The 15,586-nt window shown below is 71.7% G+C and carries 12 protein-coding genes and 1 pseudogene; 5 read left to right on the forward strand and 8 right to left on the reverse strand.

From position 1 onward, the window contains the following. The first annotated feature begins 88 nt into the window (after positions 1-88). The gene (locus ACIGYR_RS09180) at positions 89-595 is read left to right on the forward strand and encodes a MarR family winged helix-turn-helix transcriptional regulator (RefSeq protein ID WP_399596087.1); all 507 of its coding nucleotides are present in this window, start codon (positions 89-91) and stop codon (positions 593-595) included. A 186-nt stretch (positions 596-781) separates the two neighbouring features. Here the strand turns inward: ACIGYR_RS09180 and ACIGYR_RS09185 are convergent, their stop codons facing one another. The 4 genes from ACIGYR_RS09185 to ACIGYR_RS09200 form a co-directional block, all read right to left on the reverse strand. Next, positions 782-1,978 carry an FAD-dependent monooxygenase gene (locus tag ACIGYR_RS09185; RefSeq protein ID WP_399596084.1) on the reverse strand — a complete coding sequence of 399 codons (1,197 nt, stop codon included), beginning with the start codon at positions 1,976-1,978 and terminating at the stop codon, positions 782-784. 86 nt (positions 1,979-2,064) lie between these two features. Next, positions 2,065-4,983: a BTAD domain-containing putative transcriptional regulator gene (locus ACIGYR_RS09190; RefSeq protein WP_399596082.1), complete on the reverse strand. Its 2,919-nt coding sequence runs from the start codon at positions 4,981-4,983 to the stop codon at positions 2,065-2,067. Between the two features lie 28 nt (positions 4,984-5,011). Beyond that, complete coding sequence (locus ACIGYR_RS09195) at positions 5,012-5,779, reverse strand: SDR family NAD(P)-dependent oxidoreductase (protein ID WP_399596080.1); 768 nt, start codon at positions 5,777-5,779, stop codon at positions 5,012-5,014. A gap of 282 nt (positions 5,780-6,061) precedes the next feature. Beyond that, the gene (locus tag ACIGYR_RS09200) at positions 6,062-6,562 is read right to left on the reverse strand and encodes a MarR family winged helix-turn-helix transcriptional regulator (RefSeq protein ID WP_399596077.1); all 501 of its coding nucleotides are present in this window, start codon (positions 6,560-6,562) and stop codon (positions 6,062-6,064) included. A 117-nt stretch (positions 6,563-6,679) separates the two neighbouring features. Here ACIGYR_RS09200 and ACIGYR_RS09205 point away from each other — a divergent pair, with 117 nt between their 5' ends. Both ACIGYR_RS09205 and ACIGYR_RS09210 read left to right on the forward strand, forming a co-directional pair. Next, complete coding sequence (locus ACIGYR_RS09205) at positions 6,680-7,642, forward strand: EamA family transporter (RefSeq protein WP_399596075.1); 963 nt, start codon at positions 6,680-6,682, stop codon at positions 7,640-7,642. A gap of 37 nt (positions 7,643-7,679) precedes the next feature. Then, complete coding sequence (locus tag ACIGYR_RS09210; protein WP_399596073.1) at positions 7,680-8,078, forward strand: hypothetical protein; 399 nt, start codon at positions 7,680-7,682, stop codon at positions 8,076-8,078. A 56-nt stretch (positions 8,079-8,134) separates the two neighbouring features. Here ACIGYR_RS09210 and ACIGYR_RS09215 read toward each other — a convergent pair whose 3' ends face one another. Further along, positions 8,135-9,655 carry a catalase gene (locus ACIGYR_RS09215; protein WP_391845521.1) on the reverse strand — a complete coding sequence of 507 codons (1,521 nt, stop codon included), beginning with the start codon at positions 9,653-9,655 and terminating at the stop codon, positions 8,135-8,137. Positions 9,656-9,828: 173 nt separating this feature from the next. Between ACIGYR_RS09215 and ACIGYR_RS09220 the strand changes: the two are divergent. Beyond that, a pseudogene (locus ACIGYR_RS09220) lies at positions 9,829-10,109 on the forward strand (LysR substrate-binding domain-containing protein); the annotation flags it as partial. 147 nt (positions 10,110-10,256) lie between these two features. On the opposite strand, the gene pepN reads toward ACIGYR_RS09220, so the two are convergent. Then, positions 10,257-12,830 (reverse strand): aminopeptidase N, encoded by a 2,574-nt coding sequence (gene pepN / locus ACIGYR_RS09225; RefSeq protein ID WP_399596071.1) that lies wholly within the window; start codon positions 12,828-12,830, stop codon positions 10,257-10,259. Positions 12,831-12,942: 112 nt separating this feature from the next. On the opposite strand from pepN, the gene ACIGYR_RS09230 reads away from it, so the two are divergent. Beyond that, the gene (locus ACIGYR_RS09230) at positions 12,943-13,419 is read left to right on the forward strand and encodes a DUF1203 domain-containing protein (RefSeq protein WP_391845525.1); all 477 of its coding nucleotides are present in this window, start codon (positions 12,943-12,945) and stop codon (positions 13,417-13,419) included. Positions 13,420-13,557: 138 nt separating this feature from the next. Here the strand turns inward: ACIGYR_RS09230 and ACIGYR_RS09235 are convergent, their stop codons facing one another. Both ACIGYR_RS09235 and ACIGYR_RS09240 read right to left on the reverse strand, forming a co-directional pair. Beyond that, positions 13,558-13,794, reverse strand: coding sequence for a hypothetical protein (locus ACIGYR_RS09235; RefSeq protein WP_391845527.1), 237 nt, complete (start codon positions 13,792-13,794; stop codon positions 13,558-13,560). 438 nt (positions 13,795-14,232) lie between these two features. Then, on the reverse strand, positions 14,233-15,258 hold the full coding sequence (locus tag ACIGYR_RS09240) for an aspartate-semialdehyde dehydrogenase (RefSeq protein ID WP_399596068.1): 1,026 nt from the start codon (positions 15,256-15,258) through the stop codon (positions 14,233-14,235). Between the last annotated feature and the right edge of the window lie 328 nt (positions 15,259-15,586).

The raw sequence follows: 15,586 nt of genomic DNA on the forward strand, positions 1-15,586 counted from the left end.
AATCTCAACGTTAAGATAAAAGCAGTTCGATACTCTCAACGTCAAGTGTCTTAACGTTGAGAAGATGTCCCTTGAGGGGAGTGACGGTATGAGCGATGTCGTGGACACGATCATCGGTCAGTGGGCTGAGGAGCGCCCCGACGTGGTGGAGGATCTCTGGCCGGTGCAGCTCTTCGGGCGGATCCAGCGGCTGGCCCGGGTGGTCGACAAGTCCGCAAGGGCCGCGGCCGCCGCACACGGCGTGGAGCATGGCGAGTTCGACGTGCTCACCACGCTGCAGCGCTCGGGGCCGCCCTACACTCTCACCGCCGGGGCCTTCCTCAAGGCATCCATGGTGACCTCCGGTGCGATCACCAACCGCATCGACAAGATGGAGGCCAAGGGCCTGGTCGAGCGGGTACGGGATGGCGGCGACCGGCGCACCATCAAGATCCGCCTCACCGAACACGGACACGAGATCACCCGGGCCGCCTTCGCCGATCATCTGGCGAACTACGCACAGCTGCTCGCCGACGTGGACCGCGACCTGGTCGACAGGACCGCCGAGGGCCTCCGCCGAGTGCTGGAGGCCCTCGGCGACACCACCATCAAGTGATGACGGTCCGACAGGCCGAGCACACGGTGAGCGGGAGGTGATGACTGCCGTACCCCGTCGGTGATGCCGCCGGTGCGCGGCGTCCGGCCGAGCCACCACCTCGCGCCTTTCAGGAGCCGCCGTTCAGGGCGAGGTCGCCGGCGCGACCGGCGCCGCCCTGCTCGGATCCACCTCCGAGTCGCGCGCTCAACGCCGGGCACATGCCGGGTACTCGCGGAGCGTGATGTTCTCAGCGGCCTTGCGGGCGATCTTGGAGGCCATGTTCTTGCCCGGCAGGTAAGGCATGATCTTGTAATAGCGGTTGAGGAGCGTGGCCATGGCGCGGCTTCCCGGGACCATCAGCTTGGCGACCCCGTCCCCCATCTTCTGACAGCCCAGCGCATACTCGCGCATTTCCTCCTCGTACCGCCCGAACGCGACGCGGTGGTCACCGCGCGCGGCGGCCAGCTCGCCCGCGAGGACGTACGCGCCGACCAGAGCGAGGCCCGACCCCATGCCCGACAGGGAGGACGGGCAGTAGGCGGCGTCGCCGATCAGGGCGACCCGGCCGCGGGACCAGGTGTCCATATGGACCTGGCCGACCGAGTCGAAGTAGAAATCGGGCGCGTACCGCATGTCCTGCAGCAGCCTGTCGCTCTCCCAGCCGTTCCCGGCGAAGGTCTCGGCGAGGACTGCCTGTTGCCGCGCCACGTCACGGCGGTCCACATCCAGCTGCGGCGCGGCGAAGTAGAAGACGGCCCTGGCCTCGGTGTTGTGGCGGGCGCTGTGGAGCGCGACGAGCCTGCCCGCGGTGCGGTAGGCGTGCCCGGTGCGGTCGAGCCCGAGGTGATTGGCGGTGGTGAAGACCGCGCAGTGCACGCCCAGGTGCTTCACGAAGCGTTCCTCCGGACCGAACGCCAGGCGGCGGGTGCCGGAGTGCAGCCCGTCGGCGCCGACCACCAGGTCGAACCGGCGCGCCGCACCGTGCTCGAAGGACACGGTCACGCCATGGGCGTCCTCGGTGAGCGAAGTGATGGAGTCGCCGAAGACGTACTCGGTACGCTCCCTGGTGGCGTCGTACAGGATCCGGGCCAGGTCGCCCCGGAGGATCTCGATGTCCCCGGCGAACATGTCCGCGGGCAGCTCGGCCTGCGGCTTGCCCGCCCTGTTGACGTAGGACATCGATCCCATGCCCGTCCGGACGCGCTCGAGGTCGGCCAGGATGCCCATGCGGCGCAGGACCGTCAGGTGGGCCTCGCCGCGGAAGTCGACGGCGTAGCCGCCGTCGCGGAGCGCGGGGGCGCGCTCCACGATGGTGGCCTGGAAACCATGCCGATGGAGCCAGTAGGCGAGCGCGGGGCCGGCGACGGAGGCGCCGGAGATCAGTACCTTGAGGTCCGTCATGCCTCAGACTCTCCACGGGAGCGCTCACCGCGGGCTCACCGTGGGCTCACCGGGCTCGCCCGCTCCCCGCGGAGGAACGATCCGCCTCACCGGTCCGCGGCCACGGCCTCGAGGACGGATTCCACGGCCTTCTCGGGCAACCCCAGCATGCGCAGCACCTCCGGGGCGTGCGCCCCGGCCGTGTCGGCGACCTCGGCGGCTTGCCGGTAGTGCTTGCGCGCCTCCGTGTGGTGGCTCCGGGCCGCCGCGACGCGACCGAGGCCGATGAGCGCGCGCACCCGGGGCCCCAGGCCTTTGATCCAGTGCGGATCGATCCGCTCCAGCGCCTCGCCGTAGAGCCGTTCCGCCTCTGCCAGGTCGCCCGCCTCCAGAGCGATGTCGCCGAGCCCGCGGAGCGCAGCCGCCAGGTAGGTGGAGCTGCCGGCGCGGCGGGCGAGCGCGGCGGCGTCCGCATAGGCGGTACGTGCCCCCGCCGCGTCGTCCCCGGCGAGGTGATCGCCCCGGTTGACCAGCAGGTCGGCGCTGTCCTCCAGGGCGCCGAGTTGTTCGGTGAGCACCAGGGCCTCGTCGGTCAGCGCGATCGCCCGCCTCCGGTCACGGCGCGCGCCGGCCACGCCGGCCAGCGTGTCGAGGGCCAGCGCCATGCCCCAGCGGTCACCGAGCGAACGGAATCCCTCCAGCGCCTGGCTGAAGGCGTCTTCGGCCGCGGCGGGATCCCGCCGGCCGAGGTGCCCGAACCCCGCCACATAGTGGGCGGCGGCCCGCGCCCACGGCTCGGGACAGTCGCGCTGGGACGAGACGAGCGCGTACGCACCCTGCGGGTCCGGTCCGCCTGCGTTCCGCATCATCCACAGCAGCAGGACGACCGGATAGCGGCCCGAGCGGTCGCCGGGCCACGCGGCCATCAGCGCCTTGCCGGCCGTCGCACGGTGCCGTTGCCACACCTGCCCCCCGGCTTCGCCCGTGGCCGACGCCGCTCCGGCGAGCAGTACGCACGTCGCGTACTCCTCGCCGAGCCCGTCGGGGACCGCCTCGCCCACCGATGCGAGCAGTGCGATCGCCAGCGGCGCGACTGACGCGGACGCACCCCGGATCCACAGGTAGTTGAACGCCGCGGCGAGCAGCTCGAAGGCCGTCTGTACTGCCGGCTGCTCGACTGCCCAGCGCAGCGCCGCCAGAAGGTCATCGTGCTCGGCGGCGACCACGGGCAGCCACTCCAGCTGCTCGGCCCGCCGCAGATGCGGGTCGGCCAACCGCACGAGCTCCACCAGGCGCTGGGCGTGGGCGCGCCGCACGGACTCGCGTTCGCCCGCCGCGTCGAGCCGTTCGGCACCGTACGCGCGGATCGTCTCCAGCATCCGGTAGCGGCCGCCCGCGACCTCCAGCAGCGACTTGTCGGCCAGAGCCTCCAGCGTCTCAGCGTCGGTGCCGCACACCCGGACCGCGGACTGGGCCGTCGCGCCCCCGGCGAAGACGGTGAACCGCCGCGCGGCCCGCTGCTCGGGCGCGGAGAGCAGGTCCCAGCTCCATGCGACCACCGAGCGCAGCGTGCGGTGCCGCTCGTCCGCCGTGCGGTTGCCGCGGGCGCCGACGGCGAGGAGGTCGTCCAGTCGCTCCGCCAGGTCGTCGATGTCCAGGGTGCGTGACCGTGCCGCCGCGAGCTCGATGGCCAGCGGCAGGTCGTCCAGCGCCGCGCAGATCCGCCGCACGACCGCGGAGTCGGCGGTGAAGCCGCGCCGCACGGCACCGGCCCGCTCGGTGAACAGTCGTACGGCCGCGTCCTCGTCGAGCGGCCGTACGGGGTAGAGGTGCTCGCCGATGATGCCGAGCGGCTCCCGGCTCGTCGCCAGCACACGCAGCCGCGGGCAGGTCGCCAGCAGCCGCGCCGCCAGCCTCGCGATGTCGTCGACAAGGTGCTCGCAGTTGTCCAGGACGAGCAGCAGCACTTGGTCGGACAGCGCCGCGATCAGACGATCGACCGGCGCCTTCGCGCCGCCGTCCATCTGGAGCCCGTTCTCCCGCAGGCCGAGCGCGCCCAGCAGGGCATGCGGCAGGCCGGCGCCGTCGCGCAGCGGTGCCAGCTCCACGAAGCACACCTGGCCGGCAGCGCCCCCGACACCCGCGACCTCGACGGACAGCCGGGTCTTGCCGACGCCGCCCGGCCCGAGGAGGGTGACCAGCCGAGCCACCCGCAACGCCTCGGCGACCTCACTCACCTCATCGGCGCGCCCCACGAAATTCGTCAGTTGGGCGGGCGGAGCGGCGGGCGACGCCGTCGGATCGATGCTCAGCAGCTCCCGGTGCAGCGCCGTCAGTTCGGCCGAGGGATCGACGCCCAGCTCGTCGGCCAGATGCCGCCGGGTCTCTTCGAACACCACCAGCGCCTCGGCCTGCCCGCCCTCGGCGAACAGCGCCCGCATCAGCAACCCCGCCAGCCGTTCACGGAGTGGATGACAGCCGACCAGTTCGCGCAGCTCAGGTACGACCGTCCTGTGCTCACCGAGCCGTAGCCCCGCTTCGATGCGGTCTTCGAGTGCCCCGAGCCGACGTTCTTCCAGCCGCACGGCGACGGCCCGGGCCGTCTCGCTCTCGGGCAGGTCGGCCAGCGCCGGTCCCCGCCACAGCTCCAGCGCCTCGCGCAGCAGCACGACCGCCCGTCCGGCGTCGCCGCCGGCGAGCGCCGCACGGCCCTCGCCGGCCAAGCGCTCGAACCGGGAGGTGTCCACATCGTCCGGATCGACCACGATCCGGTACCCCGCGCCGGCGCGTTCGATCGCCGCCCCGGCGCCCAGTGCGGTACGGAGCCTGGACACCTGGGACTGCAGCGAATGCGCCGAAAGCGCCCCGGTGGGGTCGATCTCGTCAGCCAGCCGGTCCGTCGAGACGACATCTCCGGGGCGCACCAACAGCAGGGCCAGCAGAGCCCGTCGGGCCGGTCCGCCCAACGGGACCTCGCCGCCGTCGCCGTGCCATGCCCGAGTCTCGCCGAGGATTCCGAACCGCATGCCGGAGATTATTCATCGGCGAGAAGGATCAAGGGGTGATCGGGCCGAGAAAGGTCCCGCCCGAGACGTCGAGGGTCTGACCGGTCACCCAGCGGCCCTGCGGACCGGCCAGGAACGCAACGACGTCCGAGATGTCCTCCGGCTCGCCCAGCCGCCCCAGCGCGGTGATCGACTCCAGCGCGGCCACCACCTCGGGGACGGAGGTGTAGCCCGCGGTCATGTCGGTCCGCACGGCGCCCGGCGCGACCGTGTTCACCGTGATGCCGCGACGGCCGAGCTCGTTGGCCAGCGACGGTGCCATCGACTCCAGCGCCGCCTTGCTGATCGTGTAGCCGATCTGGGTGGAGACGGCGAACCGGCTGGCCGTGGAGCCCATGTTGATGATGCGTCCACCTTCGTTCAGCAGTGCCAACGCGCGCTGGACCACGAAGAACGGGGTAGCGACGTTGATCTCCATCAGCCTGCCGAACTCCTCCTCGGTGACCTGCGAGATCGAGTTGCCCGAGCTGATGCCCGCGTTGTTGACCAGGATGTCCAGCCCGGCCCCCGCCAGCCCCACGGTCAGTTCCTCGAACAGCCGGTCCACCGCGCCGGCCTCGCCGAACCGCGCTCGGATCACGAACGCCCGGCCGCCCGCTTCCTCGATCTGCCCCACGACCTCCTTGGCCGCCTGGTCGTTGCCGCCGTAGTGGACGGCGACCAGCGCGCCCTCGGCCGCCAGCCGCAGCGCGACCGCCCGGCCGATTCCCCGCGAGCCGCCGGTCACCAGTGCCGTCTTGCCGGTCAGAACGTTCATCGTCGCTCCCTGTCCGATGGCCGGTCCGCGGCGGATCCGGCGATGACCCAACAGTCGCGGCGAGGGCTCACCGGAAACTCACCGCGGGCTCACGGGGCACGTCGGCGCCGGCCGACCATCGCCCAGGGGATCCACCACACTCAGGCCTTGCTCTGTCCCGCCAGACGCCGGGCTGACGTCCTGTGCGCGATGCTCCGGGACGGGGACTTCTGCAAACCCCCACCCGCGGGGGTCACGCTGATAGGGGCACCCCCCGGCACGCGGGCCCAGGCGGCTCGTCGGCTACTCGGGCGTCGCGTTCAGCAACTCCCGCAGCAGGCCGGCCAGTTGGTCGGCCTGTTCGGCGTTCAGGGCGGTCAGGGCGGCGCTCTCCTCCGCCAGGCCCGCGGCCACCGCCTCGTCGATCAGCCGCAGCCCCTCCTCGGTGAGGGTCACCTGGAGGCCGCGCCGGTCGTGCGGATCGGGGGAGCGGCGCAGCAGTCCGGCGCGCTCCAGCTTGTCGAGACGGCCGGTCATCCCGCCGGTGGTGAGCATGAGCGCGGCCGACAGCTGGCGCGGTGAGAGGGCGTAGGGCTCGCCGGAGCGGCGCAGGGTGGCCAGGACGTCGAACTCACCGCGCGAGATGCCGTAGGGCTTGTACGCCTTCTCCATCCGGTCGCCCATCGCGCGGGAGAGCCGGAAGATCCGGCCGAAGACCTCCATCGCCCGGGTGTCCAGGTCGGGCCGCACCCGCGCCCACTGCTCGATGATCGCGTCGACGGAGTCCGCTGGTTGTGACTGCATGCGGTGAGTATCGACGGTGTTCCGCTTGTCCGCAAGCAAGCCACTTGACTCTAAGTAGCTTAGCGCTAAGCTACTTATCAGCGATCAAACGCGTGCCCCATTCGACAGGAGCCCTCCATGGCCACCCTCCGCCCGGCCGGATCCTCGGCGACCGCCACCACCGCCGTCATAGCCGTCACCGCGCTCGCCCCTGTCTCGTGGGGAACCACCTACGCGGTCACCACCGAGTTCCTGCCGCCGGACCGCCCGCTGTTCACGGCCCTGATGCGCGCCCTGCCCGCCGGGCTGCTCCTGCTCGCCGTCACCCGGGTGCTGCCGCGCGGCGCCTGGTGGGCCAAGGCGGCCGTGCTCGGGGCGCTGAACATCGGAGCCTTCTTCCCGCTGCTGTTCGTCGCGGCGTACCGCCTGCCCGGCGGCATGGCGGCGGTCGTCGGCTCGGTCGGCCCGCTGCTCGTCGTCGGGCTCTCGGCGCTGCTGCTCGGTCAGCGGCCGGCCCCCCGCACACTGCTCACCGGGGTGGTGGCCGCGTTCGGCGTCAGCCTCGTCGTGCTGAAGGGGGCCGGGGCACTCGACCTCATCGGCGTCCTCGCGGCCCTCGCCTCCACCGCCGCCATGGCCACCGGCACCGTGCTGACCAAGCGCTGGGGCCGCCCCGCCGGAGTCGGCCCGCTGGCGCTCACCGGCTGGCAGCTCACCGCGGGCGGACTGCTCATCGCACCGCTGGCGGCCCTGACCGAGGGCGCCCCGCCCGCCCTCGACGGTCGTGCCGTCGGCGGCTACCTCTATCTCGCCCTGGCCAACACGGCCGTCGCCTACTGGCTCTGGTTCCGCGGGATCGGCCGGCTCACCGTGACCCAGGCCGGATTCCTCGGCCCGCTGTCCCCGCTGACGGCGGCGGTCGTCGGCTGGGCGGCCCTCGGCCAGGCGCTCACACCGGTGCAGACGATGGGCATGGCGCTGGCGTTCGCAGCGACGGTGGCGGGACAGCTCGGAGGCGGGGAGGTGCGATCGTTCAGGCGGACTGAAAGGAACAGTCGCAAAGATTCGATGGACCTGACAGTTCCGGCGCGGCGACGGTAGGGGCATCCACCCGATCCCCCGTACGGAAAGGCCCCCTGTGACCGCAGCCGCACACCGGACCCCCACCGCCCCGGCGGCCCGCCCCACTCACCCGGGGCGGGCCGCCGCTCTCGTCGGCCTCGCCTGTGCCGCCCTCGCCACGGTCGTCCGGTCCGGCAGCTTCGTCACCGCACGCGGCCTGCACGACAGCGTCCCGCCCGTCCAGCACGCGTTCTGGCGCTGGGTGATCGCACTGCTCGCCCTCGCCCCCTTCGGTGCCCGGCGGACCTGGCAGCAGGGGCACCTGTTCCGGCGCCACGCCCGGTACGTCCTGCTGGAGTCCTTCGTGGCCCTGCTGTCCTGGGCCGTGCTCGGCGAGCACACCGGATGGCCTCAACTGCTGTGCCTGGCGCTGGTCCTGGCCGGGGTGGTGCTCGGCGCGGGCGCCCGCCGCTGACGACTCCTCACCGCGCGGGGTTCACGCCCTCTCGTGCGTGGAGCGCTGGGCGGGCTTCACGCCTTCTCCTGCATGGAGCGTCGCGCGGGGTTCGCCTGCTCGGCGGCCTTCGGATCCTTCTCGCCGGCCTTGGCGCGTACGCCGTCGGCGATGCGCTTGCCGATGGTCTCGTCGATGTTCGACCAGTAGGTGAAGGCACGTTCGAGGACCGGTTCGGTGACTCCGTTGAGGAGGTGACCGACGACGTTGTCGACCAGCCGGTCGCGGGCGGCGTCGTCCAGGACCTCGCGCACCATGGTGCCGGGCTGCCCCCAGTCGTCGTCCTCCGGATGGGAGACGTAGGCGGCGCGGGTGATCTCGCCGTCGACCGCCCAGCTCGGCGGGGATCCGTAGCGCTCGGTGTCGGCCGCGGGGCCGCCCTTGGAGTTGGGGGCGTAGACCGGGTCGGTCGTGTTCCGGTAGGCCATCGCCCCGTCCTTGGAGTACGTGTGGACGTCGACGACCGGGGCGTTCACCGGGAGCTGCTGGTAGTTGGCGCCGATGCGGTAGCGGTGGGCGTCCGCGTACGAGAACAGCCGGGCCAGCAGCATGCGGTCCGGGCTCGGGCCGATGCCGGGGACGAAGTTGTTCGGCTGGAAGGCCGCCTGCTCGATCTGGGCGTGGTTGTCGGTGGGGTTCCGGTCGAGCGTCATGCGCCCGACGGGGATGAGCGGGTAGTCCCCGTGCGGCCACACCTTGGTCAGGTCGAACGGGTTGAAGCGGTAGTCCGCGGCTTCCGCGTACGGCATCACCTGGACGTACAGGGTCCAGCTCGGGAAGTCGCCGTCCCGGATGTGCTCGAACAGGTCCCGGGTGTGGTAGTCCGTGTCGGCGGCGGCCATCTGGTCGGCCTCGTGCTGGGTGAGGAACTCGATGCCCTGGTCGGTCTTGAAGTGGTACTTGACCCAGAAGCGTTCACCGGCGGCGTTGATCCACATGTACGTGTGGGACGTGTAGCCGTTCATGTGGCGCCAGGTCCGCGGGATGCCGCGGTCGCCCATCAGCCAGGTGACCTGGTGGGCGGACTCCGGGGAGAGGGTCCAGAAGTCCCACTGCATGTCGTGGTCGCGCAGGTTGTTGTCCGCGCGGCGCTTCTGCGACCGGATGAAGTGCTGGAACTTCATCGGGTCCTTCACGAAGAACACCGGCGTGTTGTTGCCGACCATGTCGTAGTTGCCTTCGCTGGTGTAGAACTTCACCGCGAAGCCGCGCGGGTCGCGCCAGGTGTCCGGGCTGCCGCGCTCGCCCGCGACGGTCGAGAAACGGACGACCAGATCGGTGCGGACACCCGGCTGGAACAGGGCCGCCTTGGTGAAGGCGCTGACGTCGTGGGTCACCTCGAAGTGACCGAAGGCGCCGCTTCCCTTGGCATGCGGCTGGCGCTCGGGGATCCGCTCCCGGTTGAACTGCGCCATCTGCTCGATCAGGTAGGCGTCCTGGAGCAGGATGGGCCCGCCGGGACCCGCGGTGAGTGAGTGCTCGTCGCTCTCGACGGGCGCGCCCGAGTCCGTGGTGGTGGCGGGGTGGAACTCCGTCATGAGTACGCCTTTCCTCGTGCACTGGGCGATCGCGTGCGCGTCGCACGCGAGGGTGCGTCCGGCGAGGCGGTGCCGGGACGCCCCGGGCCCGCCCCATCTCACGGGCGGGCGGGATCTGCGCTCGCCGGCAGTTCGGCTCTCATCAGTCGCGTGACCGTGAGCGGGCGCCCTAAACACCCTCATGCGAGGCGGCCGGCTTCAGCCCCCGCCAGGGGCACTCGGCCTCCGGCTGGACCGCGATCCTGGCCATGGTGGAGGCGGGCATGGGCGTCGCGCTGGTATGCGCATGGCGGCCGGCCGACGGGCGGGCGTGGTCCTGCGGGAACTGGGCCCGGACCGGCCGGTACGGCACGTGGTGGCGGCCGTACGCAAGGGCGGGGAGTCCGGACGGGCGGTGCGCCGGGTGCTCAGGGCCCTCCGGGACACCGCCGACGGCGGCGCCACCCGGGTGTGAGGACGGACTGCTCGGAGCCCTCCGGGACACCGCCGACGGCGGCGCCACGCGGCTCCGGGACACACCGCCCACGGCGGGCACGTCCGGGGTGTGGGGACAGACGGGGGGCGCCCGGTGCGGCACCGAGCGCCCCCCACAGACGTCCCGCTAGGCCGCCGCGGCGTCCGCCGCCTGGGCCTTCAGCGCGCGCTCGATGCCCGAGCGCGACTCCGAGACGAGGCGGCGCAGGGCCGCGCTCGGCTCGGCCGCGGCCAGCCAGGTGTCCGTCTTGGCCAGGGTCTCCGCGGAGACCTGGACCGCCGGGTACAGGCCGATGGCGATCTGCTGGGCCATCTCGTGCGAACGGGCCTCCCAGACATCCTTGAGGACCTCGAAGTACGCGTCCGTGTACGGCGCGAGCAGCTCCCGCTGGTCCGTCTGCACGAAGCCGCTGATCACGGCCTCCTGCACGGCGTTGGGCAGCTTGTCGGAGTCGATGACCGAGGACCACGCCTCCGCCTTCGCCTCCGGCGTCGGACGGGACGCGCGGGCGGTGGCCGCGTGCCGCTCACCGGCCGCCGTCCTGTCCCGCTCGTACTCGGCCGCGATGTCCGCCTCGTCGTAGTGCCCGACGGCCACCAGCCGCTCCACGAAGGCCCAGCGCAGCTCCGTGTCGACGGCCAGGCCCTCGATGGTCGTCGCGCCGTCCAGCAGGGCGTCCAGCAGGTCCACCTGCTCCGGCGTCCGGGCCGACGCCGCGAAGGCGCGTGCCCAGGCCAGCTGGTGGTCGCTGCCCGGCTCGGCCGCGCGCAGGTGGGCCAGCGTCGCGTCCGTCCAGCGGGTCAGCAGGGCGTCCCGGGCGGCCGGGTCGGCGTACAGGTCGATGGCCAGCTTCACCTGGCGGTGCAGGGACTGCACGACGCCGATGTCGGACTCCTTGCCGATGCCGGACAGCACCAGCGCGAGGTAGTCGCGGGTGGCCAGCTCGGCGTCCCGCGTCATGTCCCAGGCCGACGCCCAGCACAGGGCACGCGGCAGGGACGCCTCGAAGTCACCGAGGCGCTCGGTGACGGTCCTCAGCGACTCCTCGTCCAGGCGGACCTTGGCGTAGGACAGGTCGTCGTCGTTGAGCAGGACGACCGCCGGGCGGCGCTTGCCGCTCAGCTGCGGCACGGCCGTCAGCTCGCCGTCGACGTCCAGTTCGATCCGCTCGGTGCGCACCAGCTTGCCGCTCGCCTCGTCGACGTCGTACAGGCCGATCGCGATGCGGTGCGGGCGCAGGGTCGGCTCCCCCTGGGCGCCGGCCGGCAGTGCCGGGGCCTCCTGGCGGACGGCGAAGGAGGTGATGACCCCGTCGGTGCCGGTGGCGATCTCGGGCCGCAGGACGTTGATGCCGGCGGTCTCCAGCCACTTCTTCGACCAGGTCTTCAGGTCGCGGCCGGAGGTCTCCTCCAGGGCGCCCAGCAGGTCGGACAGGCGGGTGTTGCCGTACGCGTGCCGCTTGAAGTACGCCTGCACACCCTTGAAGAACTCGTCCTCGCCGACGTACGCCACCAGCTGCTTGAGCACGCTCGCGCCCTTGGCGTAGGTGATGCCGTCGAAGTTGACGAGCACGTCGTCCAGGTCGCGGATCTCCGCCATGATCGGGTGCGTGGACGGCAGCTGGTCCTGCCGGTACGCCCAGGTCTTCATCGAGTTCGCGAACGTGGTCCACGCCTGCGGCCACTTCGAGCCGGGCGCGGCGGCCTGGCAGGCGACCTCGGCGTAGGTGGCGAACGACTCGTTCAGCCACAGGTCGTTCCACCACTCCATGGTGACCAGGTCGCCGAACCACATGTGGGCCAGCTCGTGCAGGATCGTGGCGGCCCGCATCTCGTAGGCCGCGTCGGTCACCTTGGACCGGAAGACGTACTGGTCCCGGAGGGTGACCGCGCCCGCGTTCTCCATGGCACCCGCGTTGAACTCGGGCACGAAGAGCTGGTCGTACTTCTCGAAGGGGTAGGCGTAGTCGAACTTCTCCTGGAACCAGTCGAAGCCCTGCCGGGTCACCTCGAAGATCGCGTCCGAGTCGAGGAACTCGGCGAGCGAGGGGCGGCAGTACACGCCGAGCGGGACGGACCGGCCGTCCTTCTCGTACACGCTGTGCACGGAGTGGTACGGGCCGACGATCAGCGCGGTGACGTACGTCGAGATGCGCGGGGTCGGGTCGAAGGCCCAGACGTGGTCCTTCGGCTCCGGGGTCGGCGAATTGGAGACGACGGTCCAGCCCTCGGGCGCCTTCACGGTGAACCGGAAGGTGGCCTTCAGATCCGGCTGTTCGAAGGAGGCGAAGACGCGGCGGGCGTCCGGGACCTCGAACTGGGTGTACAGGTATGCCTGCTCGTCCACCGGGTCCACGAAGCGGTGCAGGCCCTCACCGGTGTTGGTGTAGGCGCAGTCCGCGACGACCCGCAGGACGTTGCGGCCCGCCAGCAGTCCCGGCAGGGCGATCCGCGAGTCCTCGAAGACCTCGTCGGGGTCCAGCTGGTCGCCGTTGAGGATCACCTCGTGGACGGCCGGGGCGACCAGGTCGATGAAGGACTCGGCACCGCCGCGGGCCACGTCGAAGCGCACCGTGGTCACGGACCGGTAGGTCCCGCCCTCCTGCGCGCCGGAGAGGTCGAGATCGATCTCGTACGAGTCGACGGAGAGCAGCTCGGCCCGCTGCCGCGCCTCGTCGCGAGTCAGATTTGTGCCAGGCACCCGGTCAACTCCTCGTTATGTGTCGGTTGCGCCATCCTTCCATGGGATCCGCGCGGAACGCGATGTCCTTATCCCGCCGGTGGGCACGGTGGCGCGGCGGGACCCTGAGGGCATGACGACGCACATCGCACACCCCATCGCCCCCGCGGCCCTCAAGGAGCTGCGCACTGCGGACGACGCCGGCCGGCCCATGGCCCCGTTCACCGACGCGGAGGGCGGCGCGCCCCTGCGCTGCTGTCTGCGCCACAGCACCCCCGGGGAGCGGATCGCTCTCGTCTCGTACGCGCCGCTGCGCCGCTGGGCGGCCGAGACGGGCGCCGACCCGGGCGCCTACGACGAGCAGGGACCGGTCTTCATCCACGCCGAGGAGTGCCCGGGCCCGGCCGGCGGGGTCCTGCCGTTCACCAACGACCACCGCACGCTGCGCCGCTACTCGGCCGACGGCCGGATCCTCGGCGGCCGGCTGGTGGCGGATCCGGACGACTTCCCGCCCGCCCTCGCGGCGGCCTTCGACGACCCGGAGGTGGCCCTGGTGCACGTCCGGGCGGTGGAGTACGGCTGCTTCCTGTACGAGGTGCGCGGGTCCTGAGCACCGACGGACCGGAGCCCCAAGGTCGGAAAGGTCGGACCGGAGCCTCTAGGCCCCGCGGGCATGCCGGAGCCGGACGGGCGAGAGGCCCGTCCGGCTCCGGTCCGGGCGTGGCGGACGCGGGGTCCGCGACCGCGATCAGCCCACCACGACCACTACGACGCCGGTGCCGTAGAAGCCGTTGCGGAAGCCGTTGCCGAAGAAGTCGTAACCGTAACCGCCGCAGTTGCCGTACCAGCCGCAGCCGCGGTTGGTGGTGACCTGGTGCGGGGTCGCGGCCGAGGCCGTACCCGCCACGCTGAGCGTGGCGCCGCCGGCCAGGAGAACGCCGGCCGCGGATATCGCGAAGAGACGCCTCACGCGTTGTGCTTTCATGGGCCTACCTTCCTTCGACGCCCTCGTGGGGGTTTCCGGTACGGGGGCGATGGCCGCTGACGCGGTGCGAACGCGCACTGCGCGGTCCTGGGTGCTGCTGTGGGGGCGACAGGCACGGCCTGTGCCGGTGGGGCTGCCGGCCCCGGTGAACAGGGCACTCGCCGATGGCGGGGCACACCGCCCGATCGCGGCCCTCCTCCAACACGCTAGCCGCCCATCGATCGCTCGGCATCTCGAACGGCTCACGCCCCGCTCACCTGGACAGGGTCAGGTCACGCGGGAGGTGCGCGCCGGCCTGCGGCCACCGGCGGACGGAGTGGCCCTGACCGCCGTACTGGTCACAGGCGCGTTCTCGCGGGGGCGGCGGCCCTCATCCCGGGCCGTCACGCGGAAGGGGCGGCCACGTGACCGTGACCGCCCCTGTGCCGCGTAGGTGCGTTACTTCGCCTTCGAGGACAGCTCCGCCGCCACCAGCTCCGCGATCTGCACCGCGTTCAGCGCGGCGCCCTTGCGGAGGTTGTCGTTGGAGATGAACAGGGCGAGACCGTTCTGCGCCGTCTCGTCGCGGCGGATACGGCCGACGTACGACGGGTCCTGTCCGGCCGCCTGCAGCGGGGTCGGGATGTCGGAGAGGGCGACGCCCGGCGCCTTCGCCAGCAGCTCGGTGGCACGCTCCGGGGAGATCGGGCGCGCGAACCGGGCGTTGACCTGGAGGGAGTGGCCGGAGAAGACCGGCACGCGCACGCAGGTGCCGGAGACCTTCAGCTCGGGAATCTCCAGGATCTTGCGGGACTCGTTGCGCAGCTTCTGCTCCTCGTCGGTCTCGTTCAGACCGTCGTCGACGATGTTGCCCGCCAGCGGGAGCACGTTGAAGGCGATGGCGCGCTTGTAGACCTGCGGCTCGGGGAAGTCGACCGCCGAGCCGTCGTGGGTGAGCCTGTCGGCCTCGGCCGCCACCTTCTGCACCTGGCCGTGCAGCTCGGCCACGCCCGCGAGACCCGAGCCGGACACCGCCTGGTAGGTGGCGACGACCAGCGCCTCCAGACCGGCCTCCTCGTGCAGCGGCCTGAGCACGGGCATCGCCGCCATCGTCGTGCAGTTCGGGTTGGCGATGATGCCCTTGGGACGGTCGGCGATCGCGTGCGGGTTCACCTCGGAGACCACCAGCGGGACCTCGGGGTCCTTGCGCCAGGCCGAGGAGTTGTCGATCACGACGGCGCCCTGCGCGGCCACCTTTTCGGCCAGCGCCTTGGAGGTCGCGCCGCCCGCCGAGAAGAGCACGATGTCCAGGCCGGTGTAGTCGGCGGTCGTCGCGTCCTCCACCGTCACGCCGTCCAGCACGGACCCGGCGGAACGGGCCGAGGCGAACAGGCGCAGCTCCGTGACCGGGAAGTTCCGCTCCACGAGGATCCTGCGCATGACCGTGCCCACCTGACCGGTGGCTCCGACGATTCCGACCCTCACAGCGACTCCCTCTGTATGTCTCTTGCCTGACCGGGGCTTTTCCATGATGCGGCCGACCCCGGTCCAGCTGTCCAATTCTTTGCAGCCCGTGCCCGAGGAATGGGACACGATCTCCCCGCATACGGTTCCGTATGTCCACCTGGCACGCCGCTGAGCTGCAGAAATTCCCTCCGCGGTGGGCCCGCGCCGGAAGCTGTGCTGTCCCGCCCCTGCCCGTGCGGGCTCCGGCCATACGAAGGTGTGACGTACGCCTCGGCGACCGGCTCCGCCGGGCCGAACGTTTCGGCTCGCGGCCGCGTCGTAGGGGCAAACGCGTGAGGGGGTGGCT

The sequence above is a fragment of the Streptomyces sp. NPDC053076 genome, from assembly GCF_044546845.1.
Lineage (GTDB): Bacteria > Actinomycetota > Actinomycetes > Streptomycetales > Streptomycetaceae > Streptomyces.